General features: G+C 34.0%; 21 protein-coding genes. 2 read left to right on the top strand and 19 right to left on the bottom strand.

Annotated elements, in window-relative coordinates:
• The first annotated feature begins 36 nt into the window (after positions 1–36).
• Together B0E44_RS11320 and B0E44_RS11315 are read left to right on the top strand one after the other, a co-directional pair.
• On the top strand, positions 37–546 hold the full coding sequence (locus B0E44_RS11320) for a DUF2480 family protein (RefSeq protein ID WP_077374859.1): 510 nt from the start codon (positions 37–39) through the stop codon (positions 544–546).
• A gap of 75 nt (positions 547–621) precedes the next feature.
• Entirely contained in the window at positions 622–1,551 is a 930-nt protein-coding gene (locus B0E44_RS11315) for a DUF3078 domain-containing protein (protein ID WP_077374856.1), read from the top strand.
• A 49-nt stretch (positions 1,552–1,600) separates the two neighbouring features.
• Here the strand turns inward: B0E44_RS11315 and hflX are convergent, their stop codons facing one another.
• The 19 genes from hflX to B0E44_RS11215 form a co-directional block, all read right to left on the bottom strand.
• Positions 1,601–2,848 (bottom strand): GTPase HflX, encoded by a 1,248-nt coding sequence (gene hflX / locus B0E44_RS11310; protein WP_077374853.1) that lies wholly within the window; start codon positions 2,846–2,848, stop codon positions 1,601–1,603.
• Between the two features lie 321 nt (positions 2,849–3,169).
• Entirely contained in the window at positions 3,170–3,931 is a 762-nt protein-coding gene (locus B0E44_RS11305; protein WP_077374850.1) for a Bax inhibitor-1/YccA family protein, read from the bottom strand.
• Positions 3,932–4,008: 77 nt separating this feature from the next.
• Positions 4,009–5,439, bottom strand: a complete 1,431-nt coding sequence (locus B0E44_RS11300) for a murein hydrolase activator EnvC (protein WP_077374847.1) — start codon at positions 5,437–5,439, stop codon at positions 4,009–4,011.
• Between the two features lie 105 nt (positions 5,440–5,544).
• Complete coding sequence (locus B0E44_RS11295; RefSeq protein WP_077374844.1) at positions 5,545–6,789, bottom strand: murein hydrolase activator EnvC; 1,245 nt, start codon at positions 6,787–6,789, stop codon at positions 5,545–5,547.
• A gap of 23 nt (positions 6,790–6,812) precedes the next feature.
• Positions 6,813–7,616, bottom strand: coding sequence for a DUF4292 domain-containing protein (locus B0E44_RS11290; RefSeq protein ID WP_077374841.1), 804 nt, complete (start codon positions 7,614–7,616; stop codon positions 6,813–6,815).
• The gene (locus B0E44_RS11285) at positions 7,616–8,968 is read right to left on the bottom strand and encodes a lipopolysaccharide assembly protein LapB (protein WP_077374838.1); all 1,353 of its coding nucleotides are present in this window, start codon (positions 8,966–8,968) and stop codon (positions 7,616–7,618) included. The genes B0E44_RS11290 and B0E44_RS11285 overlap by 1 nt, the downstream gene beginning before the upstream one ends.
• 132 nt (positions 8,969–9,100) lie before the next feature.
• A complete protein-coding gene (locus tag B0E44_RS11280; protein ID WP_077374912.1) occupies positions 9,101–10,111 on the bottom strand; it encodes a sugar phosphate nucleotidyltransferase in 1,011 nt (336 codons plus the stop codon).
• A 183-nt stretch (positions 10,112–10,294) separates the two neighbouring features.
• Positions 10,295–10,729, bottom strand: a complete 435-nt coding sequence (gene dut, locus B0E44_RS11275) for a dUTP diphosphatase (protein WP_077374835.1) — start codon at positions 10,727–10,729, stop codon at positions 10,295–10,297.
• 114 nt (positions 10,730–10,843) lie between these two features.
• Entirely contained in the window at positions 10,844–12,313 is a 1,470-nt protein-coding gene (locus B0E44_RS11270; protein WP_077374832.1) for a lipopolysaccharide biosynthesis protein, read from the bottom strand.
• A gap of 99 nt (positions 12,314–12,412) precedes the next feature.
• Complete coding sequence (locus B0E44_RS11265) at positions 12,413–12,856, bottom strand: GNAT family N-acetyltransferase (protein WP_077374909.1); 444 nt, start codon at positions 12,854–12,856, stop codon at positions 12,413–12,415.
• 343 nt (positions 12,857–13,199) lie between these two features.
• Positions 13,200–14,060 carry an ATP synthase F1 subunit gamma gene (gene atpG, locus B0E44_RS11260; protein WP_077374829.1) on the bottom strand — a complete coding sequence of 287 codons (861 nt, stop codon included), beginning with the start codon at positions 14,058–14,060 and terminating at the stop codon, positions 13,200–13,202.
• Positions 14,061–14,143: 83 nt separating this feature from the next.
• A complete protein-coding gene (gene atpA, locus B0E44_RS11255) occupies positions 14,144–15,721 on the bottom strand; it encodes a F0F1 ATP synthase subunit alpha (protein ID WP_077374826.1) in 1,578 nt (525 codons plus the stop codon).
• Positions 15,722–15,757: 36 nt separating this feature from the next.
• On the bottom strand, positions 15,758–16,291 hold the full coding sequence (atpH, locus tag B0E44_RS11250; RefSeq protein ID WP_077374823.1) for an ATP synthase F1 subunit delta: 534 nt from the start codon (positions 16,289–16,291) through the stop codon (positions 15,758–15,760).
• A 2-nt stretch (positions 16,292–16,293) separates the two neighbouring features.
• Entirely contained in the window at positions 16,294–16,794 is a 501-nt protein-coding gene (locus B0E44_RS11245; protein ID WP_077374821.1) for a F0F1 ATP synthase subunit B, read from the bottom strand.
• An 84-nt stretch (positions 16,795–16,878) separates the two neighbouring features.
• The gene (atpE, locus tag B0E44_RS11240; protein WP_077374818.1) at positions 16,879–17,070 is read right to left on the bottom strand and encodes an ATP synthase F0 subunit C; all 192 of its coding nucleotides are present in this window, start codon (positions 17,068–17,070) and stop codon (positions 16,879–16,881) included.
• 98 nt (positions 17,071–17,168) lie between these two features.
• Positions 17,169–18,317, bottom strand: a complete 1,149-nt coding sequence (atpB, locus tag B0E44_RS11235) for a F0F1 ATP synthase subunit A (protein WP_077374815.1) — start codon at positions 18,315–18,317, stop codon at positions 17,169–17,171.
• A gap of 520 nt (positions 18,318–18,837) precedes the next feature.
• Positions 18,838–19,071 (bottom strand): AtpZ/AtpI family protein, encoded by a 234-nt coding sequence (locus B0E44_RS11225; protein WP_077374809.1) that lies wholly within the window; start codon positions 19,069–19,071, stop codon positions 18,838–18,840.
• Entirely contained in the window at positions 19,058–19,444 is a 387-nt protein-coding gene (locus tag B0E44_RS11220; protein WP_077374806.1) for a polymer-forming cytoskeletal protein, read from the bottom strand. Before B0E44_RS11220 ends, B0E44_RS11225 begins: the two co-directional genes overlap by 14 nt.
• A 2-nt stretch (positions 19,445–19,446) precedes the next feature.
• Complete coding sequence (locus B0E44_RS11215) at positions 19,447–22,065, bottom strand: gliding motility protein (RefSeq protein ID WP_077374803.1); 2,619 nt, start codon at positions 22,063–22,065, stop codon at positions 19,447–19,449.
• Positions 22,066–22,091: the final 26 nt, after the last annotated feature.

Genomic DNA, 22,091 nt, shown 5'->3' with positions numbered 1-22,091 from the left:
CTAAAATACTGAGCACTGACCACTAACTATTTAAAAATGGAAGAAATAATCAATAAAGTAACGAATAGTGTTCTGGAAGTTTTCGATCTTGAAGACTATTATCCGGCAGGAACTCGTGTGCAAATCGATATTTCACAATGGCTTCTTGAGGGTTTTTTGTTAAAAGAAAAAGACTTTAGGGAACAGCTCAACAATCAAGATTGGTCACAGTATCAGGATCAATATGTGGCTGTTTCGTGTGGTACCGATGCCATTATCCCAAAGTGGGCCATTATTTTAGTTACTATGCATCTTGCTCCTTATGCCAAGAAAATTGTAAATGGCTATATGGAAGATTTAGACTCCGCTTTGTATGACGAGTTGCTTCCAAAAATCGATTATAGTACTTATCAGAACAAACCCGTTATTATAAAAGGTTGTTCCAGAAAACCCGTTCCTATGCGAGCTTATGTTTTGGCGGCACAATACCTGCAGCCTTACGCCAGAAGCATAATGTACGGAGAAGCTTGTTCTGCTGTTCCATTATACAAAACGGCTAAAAAATAACACGCTTTTTTAACTAATTGAATTCTAGCTGTTTATTCTTTTTATTATATTTGTATTAGAACTAATACTCTTACAATGAAAAAAATCATACTGTTAGTCTGTCTCCTCCCCCTTTCAACACTACTTCGTGCTCAATCTTCTGAAAAAGATTTAATAAAAAAAACAGAAGATGCTGCCAAAACCATTGATGACACTATCCCAAATGGTTGGAAGTCAATTGGTAAAGTTACATTTCTTTTTAATCAAGCCAACTTTAACAACTGGATTGCTGGAGGCGAAAACAGCTTTTCTGGAAATCTAGGATTGGATTATAAAATCGATTATAAAAAAGACGATTATACCTGGGAAAATAGAATCCTGGCTTCTTATGGTTTGTTACAAACACAAAATTCCAATTTTGAAAAGAAAACCGACGACCAACTTGAAATAAATTCCATTGTAGCCAAAAAAACAAAAAGCTATTGGTATTATTCATTTTTGGCAAACTTTAGAACACAATTCAGTCAAGGTTATGTTTACACAAAAGATGTCAATGGTGCTGAAATAAGAGAAGAAAACACCAACTTTATGTCTCCCGGATATTTACTTTTTGGTCCTGGAATGTATTGGAAAAAGACTGATAATTTTAAAATAAATCTGGCGCCATTAACCTCAAAAATTACTTTTGTGGACAACAGTTATACTTCCGTTCCTGGATATGTAGATGGCAGTTATTTTGGAGTGGATGCCAATAAAAGTATGTTGTATCAATTGGGTTTTAATGCTACTGCCTATTATAAATTCAATATAATGGAAAATGTAAGTGCCGAAAATCTTTTAAATTTATATTCTAATTATTTGAAAGATCCGCAAAATATCGACATCAATTATACCTTAAATATTATAATGAAAATCAACAAAATATTATCAGCGAATCTAAATTTTCAAGCGATTTATGATGATGATGCTTTTGCTGGTTTTCAAACCAAAGAAGTATTTGGTGTCGGGCTGAATTATAGTTTTTAGAACAAATAAAAAGACCTTTTAACAATTGCTTGCTAAAAGGTCTTTTTGCTTATTCATTATCTTCATCTTCTTTTTCCTCTTTCTCCACGGCATCTTTATAATCTGGATATAAAAATTTATTGTATGGAAAACGGGTAATGTGAATTTGTCGAACGGCTTCATAAACACGTTCCCTAAAATCTTCAAAATTTTCTTTTTGGGTTGCCGAAATGAATAAAGCATTCTGCTCTCCTAATCGGTGCATCCATGTCTGTTTCCACTCCTCAAGCGTAAAATGTCTTGGAGTTTTTTCAGTCATTAGATCATCTTCATCAATCGTTAAATGTTTGTAGGCATCAATTTTGTTGAAAACCATAATAACTGGTTTGTCATGGGCTTTAATATCCAACAACGTTTGATTTACCGATTCGATATGATCTTCAAATTCAGGATGTGAAATATCGACAACATGCAATAATAAATCAGCTTCACGAACTTCATCCAATGTACTCTTGAACGAATCTACCAATTGAGTTGGTAATTTTCGAATAAATCCTACCGTATCCGATAACAAAAAAGGCAAGTTCTTAATAACCACTTTTCGAACGGTAGTATCTAATGTTGCAAAAAGCTTGTTTTCTACAAATACGTCGCTTTTCCCTACCGCATTCATCAAAGTCGATTTACCAACATTCGTATAACCCACCAAAGCAACACGAACCATGGCGCCGCGATTACTGCGCTGCACACCCATTTGCTTATCGATAGTTTTTATCTTCTCTTTCAATAAAGCTATACGATCACGTACGATACGTCTGTCTGTTTCAATCTCAGTTTCTCCAGGTCCACGCATTCCGATACCTCCTTTTTGGCGTTCCAAGTGAGTCCACATTCCGGAAAGTCTAGGCAATAAATATTGACATTGTGCCAGTTCCACTTGAGTTCTAGCATAAGAGGTTTCGGCTCTTTGAGCAAAAATATCAAGGATAAGGTGAGTTCGATCTAATATTTTGCAATCTATTATTTTGGAAATATTCTTTTGTTGAGAAGGCGATAATTCATCATCAAATACCAAAGTCGAGATATCATTTTCTTTCACAAAAAGACAAATCTCTTCTAGTTTTCCTGTTCCAACAAAAGTTTTAGGATTAGGGCGCTCCATTTTTTGCGAAAAACGTTTCACCACTTCACCTCCAGCGGTAAACGTCAAAAACTCCAATTCATCAAGATACTCGTTGAGTTTCTCTTCACTTTGGTTTTGGGTAACAATACCAACAATAGCTGTTTTTTCGAAATTTATTGTTTCTTTTTCTAACATGTCTTTAAATAAGAATGCAAATTTAATGATTTGATGGCTACAATCCCTTTTATACCATTATAAATCCATAAAAAACTGAATTTGATTATTTCTATTTTCCTTTTTTGAATGATGACAAAAAAACAGAATAACTCCCTTTAGCCCCGATAGAAGCGAAAATCCTTGTGGCCCGGGGTTCGGGCTACAAGATTGAAGTGGATAGTGGGACCAATGCCAGCTAAAAATGCCAAATCTTTCTGCTCCTAAAATTAATAACCGAAATCTGTGCAAAAAAAATACCCTTCATCTCTGAAGGGTATTTTTATAAATATTATTGGAATATTATTTTTTAGACAGTTTGGATAGTAATCGCAAAAATTCAATATACAACCACACTAGAGTTATCATTAAACCCATTGCTCCATACCATTCCATGAATTTTGGCATTTTTTGCTCTACTCCTTTTTCAATTCTGTCAAAATCCAAGAACAAGTTTAATGCTGCAATTACGATCACAAATACGCTAATACCAATACTCATCATAGAGTTTCCATAATGTACAGGCGTAAAACTAGTAAACATTGAGAACAACCAAGAAATTAAATAATAAGTTGCAATGGCACAGGTCGCTGCAACAACAACTGATTTGAATTGCTCGGTTACTTTTACAATTTTATATTTATACAAACCTAGACAAACAGCAAAAGTGACAAAAGTTGCACCAACAGCCTGTGTTACAATTCCAGGATACTGAACTTCAAAAATAGCTGAAACTCCTCCGATGAACAATCCTTCAAAAAGCGCATAACCTGGTGCCAAATAAGGAGAATATTGAGGTTTGAATGCTGAGATTACAACCAAAATCAATCCAATTATAGCTCCACCAAATGCCGGAACTATTGGATTCATCCCATTAAAAGTAGCCCACCAAATTACCGTAGCCGAAGCAACAAGCAATAAAAAAAGAATTAATGTTCTGTTGATGGTTCCCGCCAAAGTCATGTCTTGATTTCCATCAATAACATTGAATTGCTGTGCATCGTCTTTTCTTGAAACAGCAGTTGAAAATGTTTTGTTGTTTAAAAAAGGGTTATTCGAATTCATAGTTTTCAAATTTAAATTTTATCAAATATAAATTATATTCTTTAGAAGAATGTTTAAAATTTATTAATTTATTCGCGCTATTTACCCGCTAGCCAAGACCTCGGGTTGGTGTAAGTCGTGTTTTGGGTGATAGCAAATTTTAATATTGTTCTCCCATCGCCATTGGTTTTAATTTTCCCTAAACTTTGTCTTATGCTCACATTATCTCCTTTAGATACATTCACTGAACTCAAGTTTTGATATATGGTAAAAAAATCACCATGCTGCAGCATCACCAATTTATTCACCGGCGAAATAATAATAACGCTCGTCACAACCCCTGCAAAAACAGCTCTGGCGCTGGAACCGGAATCGGTTGTAAATTCCAATCCGCTATTGTGAATTACCAATGTTTTATAAACTGGATGCGCTTGATCGCCAAACCCCAAAGAAATGTATCCTCTTTCGACAGGCCAAGGCAATTTGCCTCTATTCGCTTTAAAATTATCTGAATCGACTTTTCCATCCGATGATAGTTCTATTTTAGTTGATGAGACCGATTTTACTGGCTCAGATGCTGGCTCAACTTTAGCAATGGCTTTTTCCACTTCTTTTGGAATCGGAATTGGTTTTGGAGCTGGTTTAGATGCTGCTTTTGCTTTTGCAGCTGCCAATGCATTAGCCTTTTCTATTTCTTTTTTCTTTTCTAAAGCTTTGGCTTTTGCCAGTGCATTCGCTTTTGCAATAGCATCAGCTTTTGCTTTCTCTTTTGCTGCTTTTTCTATAGCTGCTTTTCTATTGGCTTCGGCAATGGCTGCACGAATTAATTTGTCTATTTTTTTGTCAATAGATTTAGATTCTTGTTGTTTTTTCTTTATTTCGGCAATAATTTTCTTTTTATCTTTCTTCAAAGACTCTACCAATTTTACTTGTTCCAGCTTCTCTTTTTCCAAAGACAATCGCTCTTTATCATTTTCGGCAATGAGTTGTTCCTTTTCGCTTTTTTGAACATCCAATTTGGCATTAAACGTATAAAGCACATTGGTTTTGGACTTTATTTCTTGCCCTTGTAAGCGTCTGTAGTTAGTATACTGTTTCATATACTGAGCCCTTTTATAAGCTTGAAAAAAACTTTCTGATGACAGTAAAAACATCGCACGGCTTTCTTCAGAACGGCTTTTATAGGATTGAATAATCATTTTTGCATAATCTGCTTTAAGCAATTCCAACTCCTTTTCTAATTTTGCAATTTGTGCTTGATTGACAGTTATTGAATTACCTAGAAGTGATTTTTGTTTTTCGGTAGTGGCAATCAATTCTTCCTTAAGTTTGATTTTATTACTCTGTAAAACTATCGCTTTGGTCGCCGTTTTTTCTTTCTTCTTTACCGTTTGAAGTTTGGTTTCGTTCTCCCTAATCTCTTGTTGGATTTTGACTTTACGCTCTTCTAATTTTTTTTGTTGATTATCTTGACTCCAAAGTAAAGTCGTTGTTATTAGAAAAATAAAACTCAGAAAATATTTTAACATCGCAGATTATATATAAAGGTGCAAACTTAATGAATGATTTTATTAAAAAGCTGCACTAATTTATTTTTACAAAAATAAATTAGTGCAGCTTTTGTTATTACAAAACTACATATTATACAACCAAGATGCTGGATTGTTGTAGGTTGTGTTTTGTGAAATAGTGAACTTTATGATCGTTTTTCCTTCGCCATTGGTTCTTATTTTTCCTAAACTTTGTTTAATATTTACTTTCTCTCCTTTGCTAACAAAAACGGAACTTAAATTTTGATATACCGTGAAACAATCTCCATGCTGAATCATTACGGCTTTATTCACTGGTGACAAAACGATAACGCTGGTCACTTCTCCACCAAAAACGGCTCTCGCATTTGACCCTTGTTCTGTGGTGATTTCTACTCCGCTATTGTGAATCACAAGGTTTGGATAAACCGGATGGGGTTGATCCCCAAATCCTAGTGATACAAATCCTTTTTCAACAGGCCAAGGTAGTTTTCCTCTATTGGCCCTAAAATTATCTGCCAATATTTTGGATTCGGCTGTTAGTACAATTTTTGACGAAGTATAGGCTGTCACAGGAGCATTTGGATTGGCTTTGGCATTTTCGCTCGCGGCTTTTCTATTAGCAGTTGCAATGGCTTCTCGAATCAAACGATCTATTTGACGGTCAATCGCTCGCGATTCCTGCTGTTTTCTTTTAATTTCGGCTGTGATTTTCTTCTTGTCTTTTTTGATTGAATTCACCAACTTTAATTGTTCTCTCTTTTCTTTTTCAAGAGACAATTTTTCTTTTGTGTTTTCAGCCAATAATTTCTTTTTGGCTGCTTTTTGAACATTAAGCCTTTCATTAAATCCTAAAAGTTCATCCGTTTTGGATTTAATTTCTTCACCCTGCATTTTTCTATAACTCGTATATTGCTTCATATACTGAGCTCTTTTGTAAGCCTGCAAAAAATTCTCAGATGACAATAAAAACATAGCTCGGCTCTGTTCAGATCTGCTTTTGTATGATTTCACAATCATTTTGGCATAATCCTCTTTAAGAATCACCAATTCTCTATTGAGTTTGTTTATTTTCATTTGATTAATATACATATCATTGCTCAGAATCTTAGTCTGTTTCGCTGTAGTATAAATCAATTTTTCTTTCAGTTTTATTTTATTGTTTTGCAAAACAATCACATTAACGGCCGATTTTTCTTTTTTCTTTACCGATTGCAATAATTTTTCATTAGCCAAAATTTCCTGTTGAATTTCGGCTTTACGCTTTTCTAATTTTTCTTGTTGCGATTCCTGCCCCCACATTACTGAAGTGGTGCATACAAAAAAAAGACCTAAGAGAAATTTTCGCATCTTACAATTATATTTGTTCAAATTTACTTAATTAAAATTCTTTGATAACCATTTGGAACACTATACGGAAAAGTGAGTTCTTCATTTATGGTTATAGTATTATACCCTAATTTAATCTCTGTTTTGCCTTTTTCCTGTTCGGCATTAATGGCAATATCTGATGGAATTGGGGATTCATTATACATTTTATAATCCGAATAAGACACCTCTATCTTTCTGTTTTCGATAATTTGGGCAATCTCTTGCTTGTTTAACAAAAATTTTTCTTTGTTAAAAAAGAAAAACTTCTTAGTGTTGTCATTCGAAATATTTTCCAATCGATACGTTTGGTCAACTAACGAATCTTTGTAATTCCCTTTGGTTAAATCATCCATTGCCTGTCCAAGCAAGATATTTTGCACTTTATTAAAATCCAAATCTGTGCCAAGCCATTTGCTCAATGTACTAAAATCCCCTTCAAAATAACTGGCATTCAGTTTCTCATAATAACTTACTTTAGTTGGCGTTATCAAGGCCTTGGCCATAGTAATCCCAAGAAAACGAATACTTACCAAAATTTGTTCATTCTTTTTAATCTTAATTTCGGCTGTTAAATTTTGAGTTTGTTTTTCATCACTGTATTTTACATTTGATTTTATATATAATGTATTAAAATCGTTTTTGTTGGCATAGTAATTTTCTATAATTCGCTCTGCTGTCATCCGATTTGTATCAGTACTTTTACTCACATTCGCGACTTTTGCCTTTGCTTTACAGGACACCAATGTTAGTGAACTGCTTAAGCAAATCATAAAAACAAAAAGTACTCTTACTAGAAATCGATTCATTATTTTTTTTCTTTTAATAATTGATTGGCTTTATTGAAATATAATTCTTTTTTGCTTGCATCTCCTAAGCCACTAAAGGCTTCTCCCAGTTGTATATTGAAATTGATTTCTAAATTTTTATTTTCCACAACATAATCTAAACCCATTTCAAGAATATCTTTTGCTTTCTTGAACAATTGCAATTGATTATTGGCCATTCCTGCATAATAATAAAACTGTGGTTCGGCAGGATACGTGTCAATCATTGTCATGGCTTTTTTGACAACAGGTTCAAATTGTTTGAGTTCGGTATTGGCTTGTAGCCAAAGCATATTGGTCTCCAAATCAACATCTGAACTATTTTTCTCGGATAACTCATAATATTTAATCGCCTGCACCCATTGCTTTTTATTATGATAAAACTTTCCTATTTCCTTGGCAACATTGATTGTCTTTTCATTTTTAAAATAACCGATAGCTGTATCCAAATCTGGTACAAATTGCGTATTTGCATTAGCAAAAAGTAAAAATTCATTCAGAATTCGGTGCTTAATTTTGATATCAATTTTGGAACTTGCCAAAACCATATTCATCGATTTTACCGCATTGACACCATCGTTATTTTCGATATAACTTTTGAACAAACTTACTTGTGCCCAAACAGACTCAGGAATTTCTTTTTCTAATTTTTTGGCAACTTCCATTGCCTTTTCTTCGTCATTATTATTGGAATACAAAAAAATTAAAGCAATATAATTTGCCTCTTCTTTTGGTTTACTCTCAATCTGTGCTTTTAAATTATCAATCTCTGAACTTTGATATTTTCCTTCAGACAAGATTTCCATTTTATACATTTCCCTTCTCTCTGTTTTCCCAACCTTTTCGTTCAACTCATTGATTCCCGCCAACGCTTTATCGTATTGTTTCGTTGCCATATAAAGAGAAACCAAATCTTCTTTATATTCTGCGTCAAAAGGGATGATTTTATTGACAAAAACTATTGCTTGATTGAAATCTTTGGTTTCATAACACACATCATACAGTCCTACCCAAAACCATTTATTGTTGGGATCAATTTGAGTGGCATGCTCATATGAAGAATAGGCATTTTTATAATCTTTAGAATATTGATAATTCTTACCCATTTCAAAATAAATGGTAGCATCATTGGGTTTCAATTTTAAACATTGTTCCAATGCGACTAATGATTTATCATAATTTTCAATGCTTTTTTGAAAAATGGATTCATAGAAAAAATCTTGAAATTTATCTCCTTCCACTTTGATTTCCTCAGGTTCTGTTTGTGCCAATACCGTAACAGCATTGCCCAGCAAAACAGAAAAAGCGAATATGAAAGTCCATTTTTTTTTCATCGAAAAAGAAGTCTTTTGGAACAAAATCAACCGTATTGTTCTCCTTTGCAAAATAAATTAAAAAAACAACAAAGCAGCATAATAAAAACTTAAATAATGCTGCTTGATTTTTTTTAAATATTTGTTCTAAAATTATTCTAAAACCGAGTAATCTCCAATACTTATACTAGTGAAACTCCCATCAAAACTAGCGTGATTTCCAATCATCGCATTGTCTAAATTGGCGTTTTTTATATGCGAATGCGTTTGAACCAAACTGTTTTGTATTGTACTGTTTTGTACATGACAGGCATCACCCAAAGATACATTTGGTCCCACGGTTGCATTGATTAAAATTACATTTTTTCCAATATAGCAAGGTGGAATAATAGTTGAATTCTCTAACTTAACACTTTCATCAACCAAATTAATTCCGTCACTTTGAAGAAATCCTAACATTCTGGAATTGGTTTCTACAGTAACATCTTTGTTTCCACAATCCATCCACTCATCCACTTTTCCTGGAACAAATTTCATGCCTTTGGCCATCATTTGTTTTATACCGTCATTAATCTGATATTCTCCTCCATGAATTATGTTGTTATCCAACACTGATTGAAGTTCATTTTTTAAAACGGCAACATCTTTGAAATAATAAATTCCGATAACGGCAAGATCAGAAACAAATTCTTTTGGTTTTTCAACTAATTCGATTATTTCGTTAGCGCCATTTAAATTCACCACACCAAAAGCTTCAGGCTGATCTACTTGTTTTACCCAAATTACACTGTCTGCATTGGCGTCCAAATCAAACTTAGCTCGAATTAAAGTATCTGCATACGCAATTACGGCTGGTCCGCTCAAAGAATCTTTGGCACACATAATGGCGTGACCCGTTCCAAGTGCTTCGTTTTGATAATAAATAGTCCCTTTGGCTCCTAGCTTTTGAGCAATTGCGATTAAATCTTCTTCTACTTTTTGGCCAAAACTTTCGTGAATTACAAATGCAATTTCTTCGATTGGCTGATTCAAAACACCAGCAATATCTTCGACCAAACGGTGTACGATTGGTTTTCCTGCAACCGGAATTAACGGCTTAGGAATAGTTAATGTATGAGGTCTTAATCTGGAACCACGTCCAGCCATTGGTACTATTATTTTCATTTTCATTGGTTATTTAACCGCAAAGTCGCGAAGGTTTTCGCAAAGTTCACGAAGATATTACTGTTTTATTTTAGCCACAGATTAAACGGATTAAACCGATTCCCACAGATTTTTAATTAATTTTTTTACATGTTTCTTGACCGCTACACTAGGACTGAACACTAAAAACTGAGTACTGAATACTTACTTCACTCCTGTACTTCCAAATCCACCTGCACCTCTTGAAGTTTCGGTTAATTCCTGTACTTCAATCCAATCGGCTCGTTCGTGTTTGGCGATGATGAGTTGTGCAATTCGTTCTCCGTTTTCTATAACAAATGGATCATTGGATAAATTTACTAAAATTACTCCAATTTCGCCTCTATAATCGGCATCGACTGTTCCGGGAGCATTAAGAACGGTTATACCGTTTTTGGCAGCCAATCCGCTTCTTGGCCTCACTTGCGCCTCATAACCTATTGGCAATTCTATAAAAAGACCAGTTTTTACTATGGTTCTTTCTAAAGGTTGCAAAGTTATTGCTTGAGTTAAATTTGCCCTTAAATCCATTCCTGCAGAGGCAATGGTTTCGTAATTTGGCAATGCATGCTGTGATTTATTGATGATGTTTATTGTCATTGTTTTTAATATAAAATATGTTGATTACGGAATGCCCTAGCCCTGATAGTAGTGAAAATCCTTGTTGGTCGGGGTTTGGCCAACAAGATTGTAACGGATAGCAGGAAATAGCTCCTAATTTTTAGTTGGACGTTTTAAAATTCGTAAAAGTGTTTCTTTTTCATTATAATAGATAAAGCCCATAAATATTGCCAAAAGTGATATCCCAATAAAATAATTTCCATTAAAACCATAAAAAGAAATACATGAGAAACCTGTGGATAAACCAAGGTAGCCAACAATTTTTTTCTTGTCGTAAGGAATTGGGTAATACTTATTTCCGAGATAATAGGAAATGAACATCATGCTTCCATAAGCCGAAATTGTAGCAATTGCCGAACCGTAATAGCTGTATTTTGGAATCAATAAGTAGTTTAATACCAGAGTTACTACTGCTCCAGCTATAGAAATATAGGCTCCAACGTAGGTTTTATCTATGAGTTTATACCAAACGGAAAGATTGGTGTAAATCCCCAAGAAAAAATTGGCCAAAATAATCAGCGGAACCACTTTCATAGCTTCCCAATAGGAAGGATTTGGAATCATAATTTGTTTCAAAAGATCAGCAAATACGATTACTGTCAATAAAATAAAAGATCCAAAAATGACAAAATATTTGGTAACTGTCGCATAGGTTTGTTGCGCATTTTCATTAGAAGCATGACTAAAAAAGAAAGGCTCGATTCCAAGTGTATAAGCGGTTCTATACAAAACCATAAATAGTCCCAATTTATAACAGGCAGAATATACTCCAACTTGTTCGTCCGCAATATTCTCGGGCAACCAGAACCCTAAAAGGATTTTATCAGATTGTTCGTTGATCGCAAAGGCAATTCCGGCTACCATAATGGGTAATCCGTAACGCATCATTCGTTTCCAAAGCTCGTAATCGAATTTCCATTTAATGGAAAAATAATCAGGGAAAAGGACAACAAAAGTCAAGAAACTGGCGATAATATTGGCAAGGAAAATATACCCAATCTGGAAATTTTCAATATAAACCGAACTTAGAAAACCATCCGGTTGCGATACAGAAACACTTGGCAAATACAGTAAAAAAAATAAATTGAAAGATAGATTGACCAGAACATTCCCGATTTTGATTAAGGCATAAAATTTAGGTTTTTGATTGGCTCTCAACTTAGAAAAAGGCACAATAACTAAAGCATCTAACGCTAAAATCCAAATGGAATAAGTGATGTATTGCGTATCGACTCCAGACCAAAGCGCCAAAGAGTTTCGAAACAATAACGCTATAAAAACGAAAAGGATTGTGGACCAGAAAATGGAAACGGTTGTCGTTTCGACCACACTATCCTTATTTTTCTCGGCATTATAAAATCTGAAAAAAGCAGTTTCCATACCATATGCCAGAATAACATTGAAAAAAATCATCCAAGCAAAAATGATGGATACTTTTCCGTACTCCGCTTGAGGCAATAGTCCCGTATAGAGCGGTACCAGCAAAAAGCTGAACATCCTTGGTATTACTGTGGCAAGCCCATATATGGCCGTTTGTTTAAAAAGCTTTTTATATAATCCCAAAATTAATTTTCTGTTAATTATTATAAAACAAAAATAACCAATTCTTTGGTTACTTTTGGAGTTTTACTGTTGAATAAAGTTTCAAAAATGAAATTGTGATTATGTTAATCCATCTTCATTTAGCATTTTCAAAAAATGAAAACCCCTTGGTTCATACCCTTGATTGTAATAAAAACGATGCGCTGTAAAGTTTCCTGTGAAAGCATCCAAAACAATAGCAGTGCATCCTTCTGCTCGGGCTTTTACATCAATATAATCAGTCATCATCTTACCAATTCCTTTTGAGCGATGTTCAGAATGTACAATAAAATTATCAATTTCTATATACTTACCAGTCCAAAGTTTAATTGCTGTCCAAAAACCAGAAAGACCAACGCAAGTATCATTTTCAAAAACCGCCACTTGTTTGTAATTATGAGGAACCATTTCCTGCAAGTATGATTCATACTTTTCTAAAGTGAGTTTGGGATACAAATGTTGCATCACTTCAATCTGAGCGAGCATTTCTGGGACGGTAATGAGTTCGACGAGTTTCAATTGAATAGAATTTAAAAATAGATAAAACAAAAATAAACAAAAAAGAACCATTCAGAAAAGTCAATAAAATTTATTGAAATATCACCAAAAGTGGGTATTGTGTAAACCCTCTTAATGAATGATATTTGTAAAATAAAATTTAAATAAGGGGTTTATAAAGCTAATTGATCCCCACAAAACAGAGCATAGGGTTTATAAAGCTAATTGTTCCCTCAAAAAAAAGCCTAGGGAAAAGCTAGATTCACCCTTAAACATAGAGCAGAAGGATTATAAAGCTATTTGTTCCTTTAAAAACAAAGCATAAAAAAAGAGCCAAATGGCTCTTTTTTCATTTTATGCATTTTATAAATTATCCTTTCAAAGCTTCAGCTCCACCAACAATCTCAAGGATTTCGTTAGTAATAGCTGCCTGACGTGCTTTATTGTAAGTTAATTTCAATTGATCTCTCAAGTCGGTTGCGTTGTCTGTTGCTTTGTGCATTGCAGTCATACGTGCTCCGTGCTCTGAAGCGAATGAATCACGAATACCTTTGTATAATTGTGTTTTCAACGCTTTTGGGATTAATGTCATCACAATTTCTTCCTTTGCAGGTTCAAAAATGTAATCTCCTGTTGAAACTGGTTTGTCTGATTGAATAGGCGCTAATGGCAAAAATTGTTCAGTTTGTACAATTTGAGTAGCGGCATTTTTAAATTGATTGTAAACCAATTCTATTCTGTCATATTCACCCGCAACAAATTTTTGAGTTAACGTTTCTGCTATAGCAGCCACATTATCAAAAGTTAAATGATCAAAAATTGAACTTTGATTATCAATTACTGTCAAAGTTTTTGATAAAATATCGTTTCCTTTTTTACCGATAGCAAAAATATCTACTTGCTTACCAGCATAATATTCAGAACGGTTTTTAGCTTCCTTAATTACATTTGTATTAAAAGCACCACACAAACCTCTATTAGAAGTGATGGCAACAATTAAAACTTTTTTTACCTCACGCTGTGTAGTAAATTCTCCACCAACATCTCCATCAAGAGAAGCTGAAAGATTTTGTAATAATTCCGTTAATTTTTCGGCATAAGGGCGCATTGCTGTGATCGCATCTTGTGCTTTCTTTAGCTTTGCTGCAGAAACCATTTTCATTGCCGATGTAATTTGCATCGTTGATGAAATGGAAGTAATTCTATTACGGATTTCCTTTAAATTTGCCATTTTTTTGTAAGTATTAAGATTTAAGTATCAAGTATTAAGTACCAAGAAAATCTTAATACTTAATACTCATTACTTAGTACTTTTTAGTTATATTTCGCTGAAATTTCTTTTGCAACAGTTTCAAGTACGTCTGTAATTTCATCTGTTAATTTTCCTGCTTTCAAAGCATCAAGAGTAGCTCTGTGTTTGTTGTTCAAGAATTCCAAGAAATCTTTCTCAAATTCTTTCACTTTATTCACAGGAACATTTCTCAATAAGTTTTTAGATCCAGCATAGATAATTGCAACTTGGTCTTCAACAGTATAAGGGTCATTCAAACCTTGTTTCAAGATTTCAACGTTTCTTTTTCCTTTTTCAATTACGTTCAATGTAACAGCATCAAGGTCAGAACCAAATTTAGCAAACGCTTCCAATTCACGGAATTGCGCTTGATCTAATTTCAAAGTACCTGCTACTTTTTTCATTGATTTAATTTGAGCATTACCTCCAACACGAGATACTGAAATACCTACGTTAATCGCTGGACGAACCCCTGAGTTAAACAAATCTCCATCCAAGAAAATTTGACCATCTGTAATCGAAATTACGTTTGTAGGGATATATGCTGATACGTCACCTGCTTGTGTTTCGATAATTGGCAATGCAGTCAAAGAACCTCCACCTTTTACGATTCCTTTTAAAGAATCTGGTAAATCGTTCATGTCTTTTGCAATTCCATCATCAGCAATCACTTTACAAGCGCGCTCTAATAAACGAGAGTGTAAGTAGAAAACGTCTCCAGGATATGCTTCACGTCCCGGTGGTCTTCTTAATAAAAGAGAAACCTCACGGTATGCAACTGCTTGTTTAGATAAATCATCATAAACAATTAAAGCTGGACGACCAGAATCTCTAAAATATTCTCCAATAGCAGCACCTGCGAAAGGAGCGTAAACTTGCATTGGAGCTGGATCAGAAGCATTTGCAGCAACGATCACTGTATAAGCCATTGCTCCTTTTTCTTCTAACATTTTTGCAATTCCTGCAACAGTAGAAGCTTTTTGACCAATTGCAACATAGATACAGAATACTGGTTTCCCAGCATCGTAAAATTCTTTTTGATTTAAGATGGTATCAATACAAACAGTTGATTTACCTGTTTGACGGTCACCAATAACAAGCTCACGTTGTCCACGACCAACTGGGATCATAGCATCAACCGCTTTTACCCCTGTTTGCAAAGGCTCAGTTACCGGTTGACGGAAGATAACTCCAGGAGCTTTTCTTTCCAAAGGCATTTCGAATAATTCACCACCGATTGGTCCTTTTCCATCAATTGGAAAACCAAGAGTGTTCACTACACGTCCTACCATTCCTTCTCCTGTTTTAAGGGAAGCAATACGTTGTGTTCTTTTTGCAGTAGATCCTTCTTTGATTCCTGTTGAAGGTCCTAAAAGAACCACCCCAACATTGTCTTGTTCAAGGTTCAAAACGATAGCCTCTAATCCGTTTTCGAATTCAACTAATTCACCGTATTGAACATTTGATAGCCCATAAATAAGAGCAATACCATCTCCAACTTGAAGCACCGTTCCTACTTCCTCTAGCGTAGCACCAGATTCAAAACCTTCTACTTGCTTTCTTAATATTGCTGATATTTCAGCAGGTTTAATTTCCGCCATCTTAATTTATAATTTAGACACTAATGTGTAATAAAACTAATTACTTAACTCTCTTTTTAATACTTGTAATCTGTTGGCAACAGAAGCGTTATACTGCTGATCACCTATTCTTAATATAAATCCTCCAATGATAGCAGGATCTACAATGTTTTCAATTGTAATTTTTTTATCAGAAAGTGTTGCTATTTTAGCCAAAACTTTAGCTTCAAGCGCAGCATCCATAGTAACAGCTGTAGTTACTTTTGCTACTTCAACATTATTCATGATATCGAACAATTTGCTATACTCTGCAGCGATAACATCCAGAATTTCGAATCTTTTGTTTTCAAATAACAAATGAAGCAAACCCTTAGTTACATTATCAACAGAAGCAAAAACTTCTAAAAGTGCTTTCTCTTTCACTTCTACTTTAATGGTTGGGTTTTGAATAAAAGTACTCAATTCCTCATTCCCCTTAATCGTTGAAGCAATAGATTTCATGTCATTATTCACAGCTTCAGATACCCCTTTTGAATTGGATAAATCTAAAATTGCGGTTGCATAACGAATTGCTGCTCTAGTACTTGCCATGATTAGTTCAATTTAACGTCACCTAACAATTTCTCAACCAATTTAGTTTGAGCTTCTTTGTTAGATAGTTCATCTTTTAATATTTTTTCAGCAATGCTAAGAGATAATGTAGAAACGTGTAATTTCAATTCAGCCATAGCTGCATTTTTCTCGCTTTCAATAGCAGCCTTAGCTTGTTCGATCATTTTTTGACCTTGAGCTTGAGCTTCAGTTTTTGCATCATCAACCATTTTGTCTTTCATTTCACGAGCATCTTTAAGCATGTTGTCACGCTCTACTCTTGCTTCTTGCAAAATACGTTGGTTGTCTGCTTGTAAATTTTGCATTTCTTTTCTAGCATTTTCAGCAGAAAGCAAAGCATTTTTAATTCCTTCTTCTCTATCGTTTACAGCATCAAGAATTGGTTTCCAAGCGAATTTTTTCAATAAAAGAATTAACCCAACAAATATTAATACTTGCCAAATAAACAAACCAAACGAAAAATCATTTATTAACTTATCCATTTTATACCTTATTATTTAATTTTAATGTTTTAATTTAAAACAATAGTTGCAACCAACCGTTGCAACCATTGTTTTTAAGTTTAATTAAGCAGCGAATAACGCAGCGAAACCAATACCTTCAATAAGTGCAGCTGCAATAAGCATAGCTGTTTGGATTTTTCCAGAAGCTTCTGGTTGACGAGCGATAGCGTCCATTGCTGAACCACCGATTCTACCAATACCTAAACCTGCTCCGATTACAATTAATCCTGCTCCTACAATAGTTGGAATTTGCATAATATATATATTAAAAATTAAACATTCAATTTGAGGTTAGAGGTAAGAAATTCGAGGTTAGAATTTATTTCCAACTTCTCACTTCTAATTTCTAACTTTTAGTGATGAGCTTCTTCGTGATGGTGCTCTTCGTTACCTGCTCCAAAATAAAGTGCAGATAACATCGTGAAAATATATGCTTGTAAAAACGCTACTAATATTTCTAGTATAGAAAGTGCAAATGCCAATCCAAATGACAATGAACTTCCAATCCAGCTTTTGAAAATAAACATCAACCCAATGATGCTCATCAATACTACGTGTCCAGCTAAAATATTAGCATACAAACGAATCATTAATGAAAATGGTTTGATAATAGTTCCTAGTAATTCAATTGGCGCCAAAATAAATTTCATTGGAGTTGGCACACCTGGCATCCAGAAAATATGTCCCCAGTAATTTTTATTAGCTGTAAAAGTAGTAATCAAATAAGTTAACAAAGCCAATGAAGCTGTAATAGCAATATTACCAGTTACGTTGAAACCTAGCGGCGTTAATCCTAAAAGGTTTAAGAATAAAATAAAGAAAAATATAGTCAATAAATAACTCATGTATTTCTTGTATCCTTTTTCACCTATGTTTGGAATAGCAATTTCATCTCTAACATAAATTACTATTGGCTCAAAGAAACGTCCAGCTCCTGAAGCAATTCCTCCATTTTTAGCATATGATTTAGCTAAACCTGCAAATAATAAAAACATTAGTATTGCTACTGATATAATTCCAACAACACTTTTGGTAATTGATAAATCCAGAGGTCTAACATTTGTTGGGTGACCGTGCTCTTCGGTTAAAGTACCTGCAGCATCCGTTTTATAAATCTTTTCGTGGTGTAATTTGTAGAAATTCCCGTTGTGTTCTGCAACGCCTTCTGCTGGTCCGTGGTGAAACGCTGAAGACATAAAAAATTGAATGCCATTATCCCAAAGAATAATTGGTAAAGAAAAACCATAATGTTCTCCAGTTTCCTTATTGGCACTGAAAGTAAAATCGTGAGCGTCTAAAAGGTGATGATTGATAAATTCTTTAATTTCAGATTTCACATCTGTTGGTTCAGCATGTGCTTCGTGGCTTGCTTCTGCACCTTCATGTGCTACTACAGTTTGAACAGCTGTAGTGTCCTTTTCAGGATTTGCCATACTAATAAAAGGAAGACATATAACGAAAGTCGCTATAATAAATCTAAGTGCTTTGTTGGAAATCACCATATCTCTTAAATATCTTATTTTTTAACGATTCTAAAATTTGGTGCAAAGGTACATTTTTTATTAATACTCAAAAGCATATAAAAGTATTTTTTTGAGAATTTGATTCACTGAGGTATTGATTATTGCTTTTCGTTTACTAAGCGTATCGTAAAAAGGGTCTCAATTGTTAAAAAGACAATAAACAATATGAAAAAATTTATTTTTTCAGTAGGATTACTTGTTTTTGGTACTTGTAATAATGGCCTCAAAATCAAATAACAAAAAACCATCTTTATACTTGTGACTAGAAGGAATGACATTCCAACATTGTCAAAACTTCTTTTTTTTATTATTAATAAAACTTTGAAAATAATTACAGATAAAGAAAAGAAAAACAAATATAGCGTTTCTAGAGAATAGTGAAAAAGTTCTTCTCTGATGTTAAAACCATAGAAAACCATCTTATGAATTACGTATAATAGGAATGAACTACCCAATAAAGTCAAAAAGGGAAACAATTGTTTAAGATTCATTATACTTTTTATTGTTTTTTGTTGATTTCGTTTACTTGTCTAATTACATTATAAAGTGCCAAAACAACACCAACCATTACCAGCACTTTTACATAATACACTTTTGTGCTGGGATGGTTCTCGTCCAACCAATTTCCTAAATAGGAAAACAAAAAAATAATAACACCCATTTGTATTGGGATATTAATTAAGGCCAACCATTTGTTGTAGTTGTTCTTTTTTGGGTCATTATTCGTTGGCACTTGAAGTGTTTTTATCAGATTTGGTTATCATAACACAGGTTGCGTTGAAATTGGCCCCAGGCTCTACAGATAATTTACCTATAATAACCTCTCCTATAATACTGGCTGATTCCTTAATATTCAAAATATCCTCAATCTGAATTTTTCCCTCGAATTTTCCCTCTATGTCTGCCGTATTACAAATGATGTCACCTTTTACACTTCCTGCTGGACCAATCACTAATTTTCCGTTAGATGTAAAATTACCTATCAGTTCACCGTCTAATCTAAAATCGGCTGGTGAAATTATGTCCCCGTGAATTGTAGTGCCCTCAACTATTCTATTGGTTTTCCCTAAAAGTTCTGTGTAGGATTTTGGTTTTTTATCAAACATAATTACGGTTTTTTTAGTGAAAGAAACTCTTCAATATTTTTCTTTATTTGAACAATTTTATAGTTTTCATTTGAAATAACAATTCCAGGTTGGCTAATTTTGTATTTCTCGTTTTCGGCAAAAAGAGCTGCTACAAAAACGGCATACGACTCTGAATGCATACCTTGAATTGAAATGAAACTTTCTTTTTCAGTATACGAATCGCAAGTGTATTTTAACTTTTCAACATTTTCATTGGCAAAAAACAAAATCACCTTACTCTCAATGGCAGCTTCAGTTTTAGTATCGTTCTTGTCAATTTTAAAAACAACTTTCCAGTTTTTATTATCTATGGTGCTAAAACTCATTTTTTCCAAAAGTGGAATTTGGGTTCTAAGAATTTCTATAGCCTCTTTTCCTTCTTTATTATTCGCATAATTATCGGCTACATACTCAATCGCTTTTTTATATGCTTCCAATCCATATAGTTTTCCAATAGTAAATGCTTTCAGTAATTCAAATTTTGGCACTATCGCGTCTCCCGAAAAATCGCTGATCAAACCATCAATTTGCTGCAATACCGAAGCAAAATATTCCTGCTGAAACAATCGATATATTCTTTCATACTCTCCTTCTGGACTGTCACTACCCACGCTCTCATCGGTTTTTGAATTGGTGATAATTTGAGCATAACGGGAATTGGGATATTGACTTATTATCTCATTCTTTATCGATTCTGCTTTCGACGGATTAGTAATTTCGTATATCTTATATAAATTGTATTTCGTAGGAAGAATTAATTTCTCCTCAGGTTGATACATTAACAACTGCTCCAATCTAGCAGAAGCCAAATTATACTCTTTGAATTTTTCTTTATAAATGACTCCCAACTGATAATAAATCACATTTCTTTCTTTGGTAATGCTGTCTATCGCCGTTTGTGATTTAGGCAGTTGTTTTAAATAATAGTCTGTAGTATATTTTTCATTTACTTCTGTCGAAACGATTGGTTTGTCTGCAGTCTCAACTACAGCATCGCTTCCCGTTGTATTTTGATTTTGTCCCGCACCAGATGAAACTCTCCAATAGCCATTTTGGGCTCTATTTCCCCATGTTTTTTTAAACTCCAGTTTTCCGTAAGCAACCGTGTTTGGATTATAAAAATAAAACATATTAGAAGCTGTAGCATTGTTATCTGTAGGCGGAGCAAATGCGGGCGAATTTGCCACTTGCCCTTGTTGATTTGTAGTTGCATCATTAGGCATAATTGTCCCAGCATTTAATGCAATATTGTCCTCCAATTTCTTTTGCTTCTCAGCAAGCAGTTTTTTAAGCTCATCACTGCTTTTTAATTTCTGAATATAATTTTCATAATACACTACTTGTTCAGGTTCCTTCAAAGAAGCAACGTAGATAATACTGTCATTTCGTTTGGCAATAGCCTCATTGACGATTGCCTCGTCCAAATTTTTTCTAATTTTAGAAATCTGAAGATACTCCCTAGTTTTTGGATCCAATAATTCCAAACTCTTATCATAACTTTTGGCTGCAAAAAGATAATCAGTGTGTTTAAAATATAAATTCCCAATGTTTCTATAATTGGAAGCATTCAAATAAGCATCAGGTGATTTGGTGTCCAAAGAAGCATTATAATAATCTAATGCCAATTCTTTCTCATTATTATTGTCATAAAAAATTCCAATACTATGATAAATCACATCCAAATAGGGTCTGTTTTCTCTGTCTTCCATAATCTTTTTGGATTTTTTGACAAATAAATCATAGTCCTCTCCTTGATAATTATTGAGTTTTGCTTTTTTTGCGTAGGCCTGAATAACAAATTTCCTTTCGGCCTTTCTATTCATATCAATAACCGTCTGATAGAAATAAATGGCGCTGTCTTTTTGGCCTGCTTCTTCATACAATTGGCCCAACAAAAAAGAATAACGCTCTCTTTCCTCATGGATTTTGGTAAAGTCATTCGCTAATTTTAGCTTTACTATTGCGCTGTCCTTCTCTTCAATATTCAAAAAGGCGCTTGCTAAAATAGCATTAGCATTGGCAAATTCCTGTTTGTTTAAATCGTTATCCTTAATAAGTTTTGAGGTGTTTTTAATAGCCAAAGCATCATTTCCCAATTGAACGTTGGTTTTTTCGCGCCAAATTTTAGCATCATAAATATTACTGCTGTTGGGGTATTTATAAAGAATGTAATTAAAAGCGTCCAAAGCCGGAATGAATCTTTGGTCATAATATCTTGCTTTTCCAAGCAATAAATAGGCTTCGTCAATTTGATAATTTTTTTCGCGCCCACCAATATTCATAGAATGCTTTTGAATGGCTTTGGTTGCTTTAGCTTCGGCAACTTCAAAATCGGCGTTTTTGGGTTTTCCATCAACAGCCACATCGTCGTTGACTTGCATTTTTTCTACCGGTAAGCGTTTCCAAAAATTTTCGACACTGTTGTCGTTTATCCCTTTTACACCTTTATCTAAAGCAATTTGCCCATTGTACAATATGTTGAGTTTTGTACTCAATGCGTGGGAATTTCTAGCCAAAAAAGTATCTCTCTTGGTAGAACAAGCTATCAAGAAAGATACTAAAAATAAGGCTAAAATATATTTTGATGTATTGCTGTTCAAAGGAAAACGTTTAGGTCATTAAACTT

Source organism: Flavobacterium sp. A45, from assembly GCF_002001005.1.
Lineage (GTDB): Bacteria > Bacteroidota > Bacteroidia > Flavobacteriales > Flavobacteriaceae > Flavobacterium.
The sequence above is the reverse complement of the archived record's forward strand: the minus strand, read 5'-3'. Positions and strand labels throughout refer to the sequence as shown.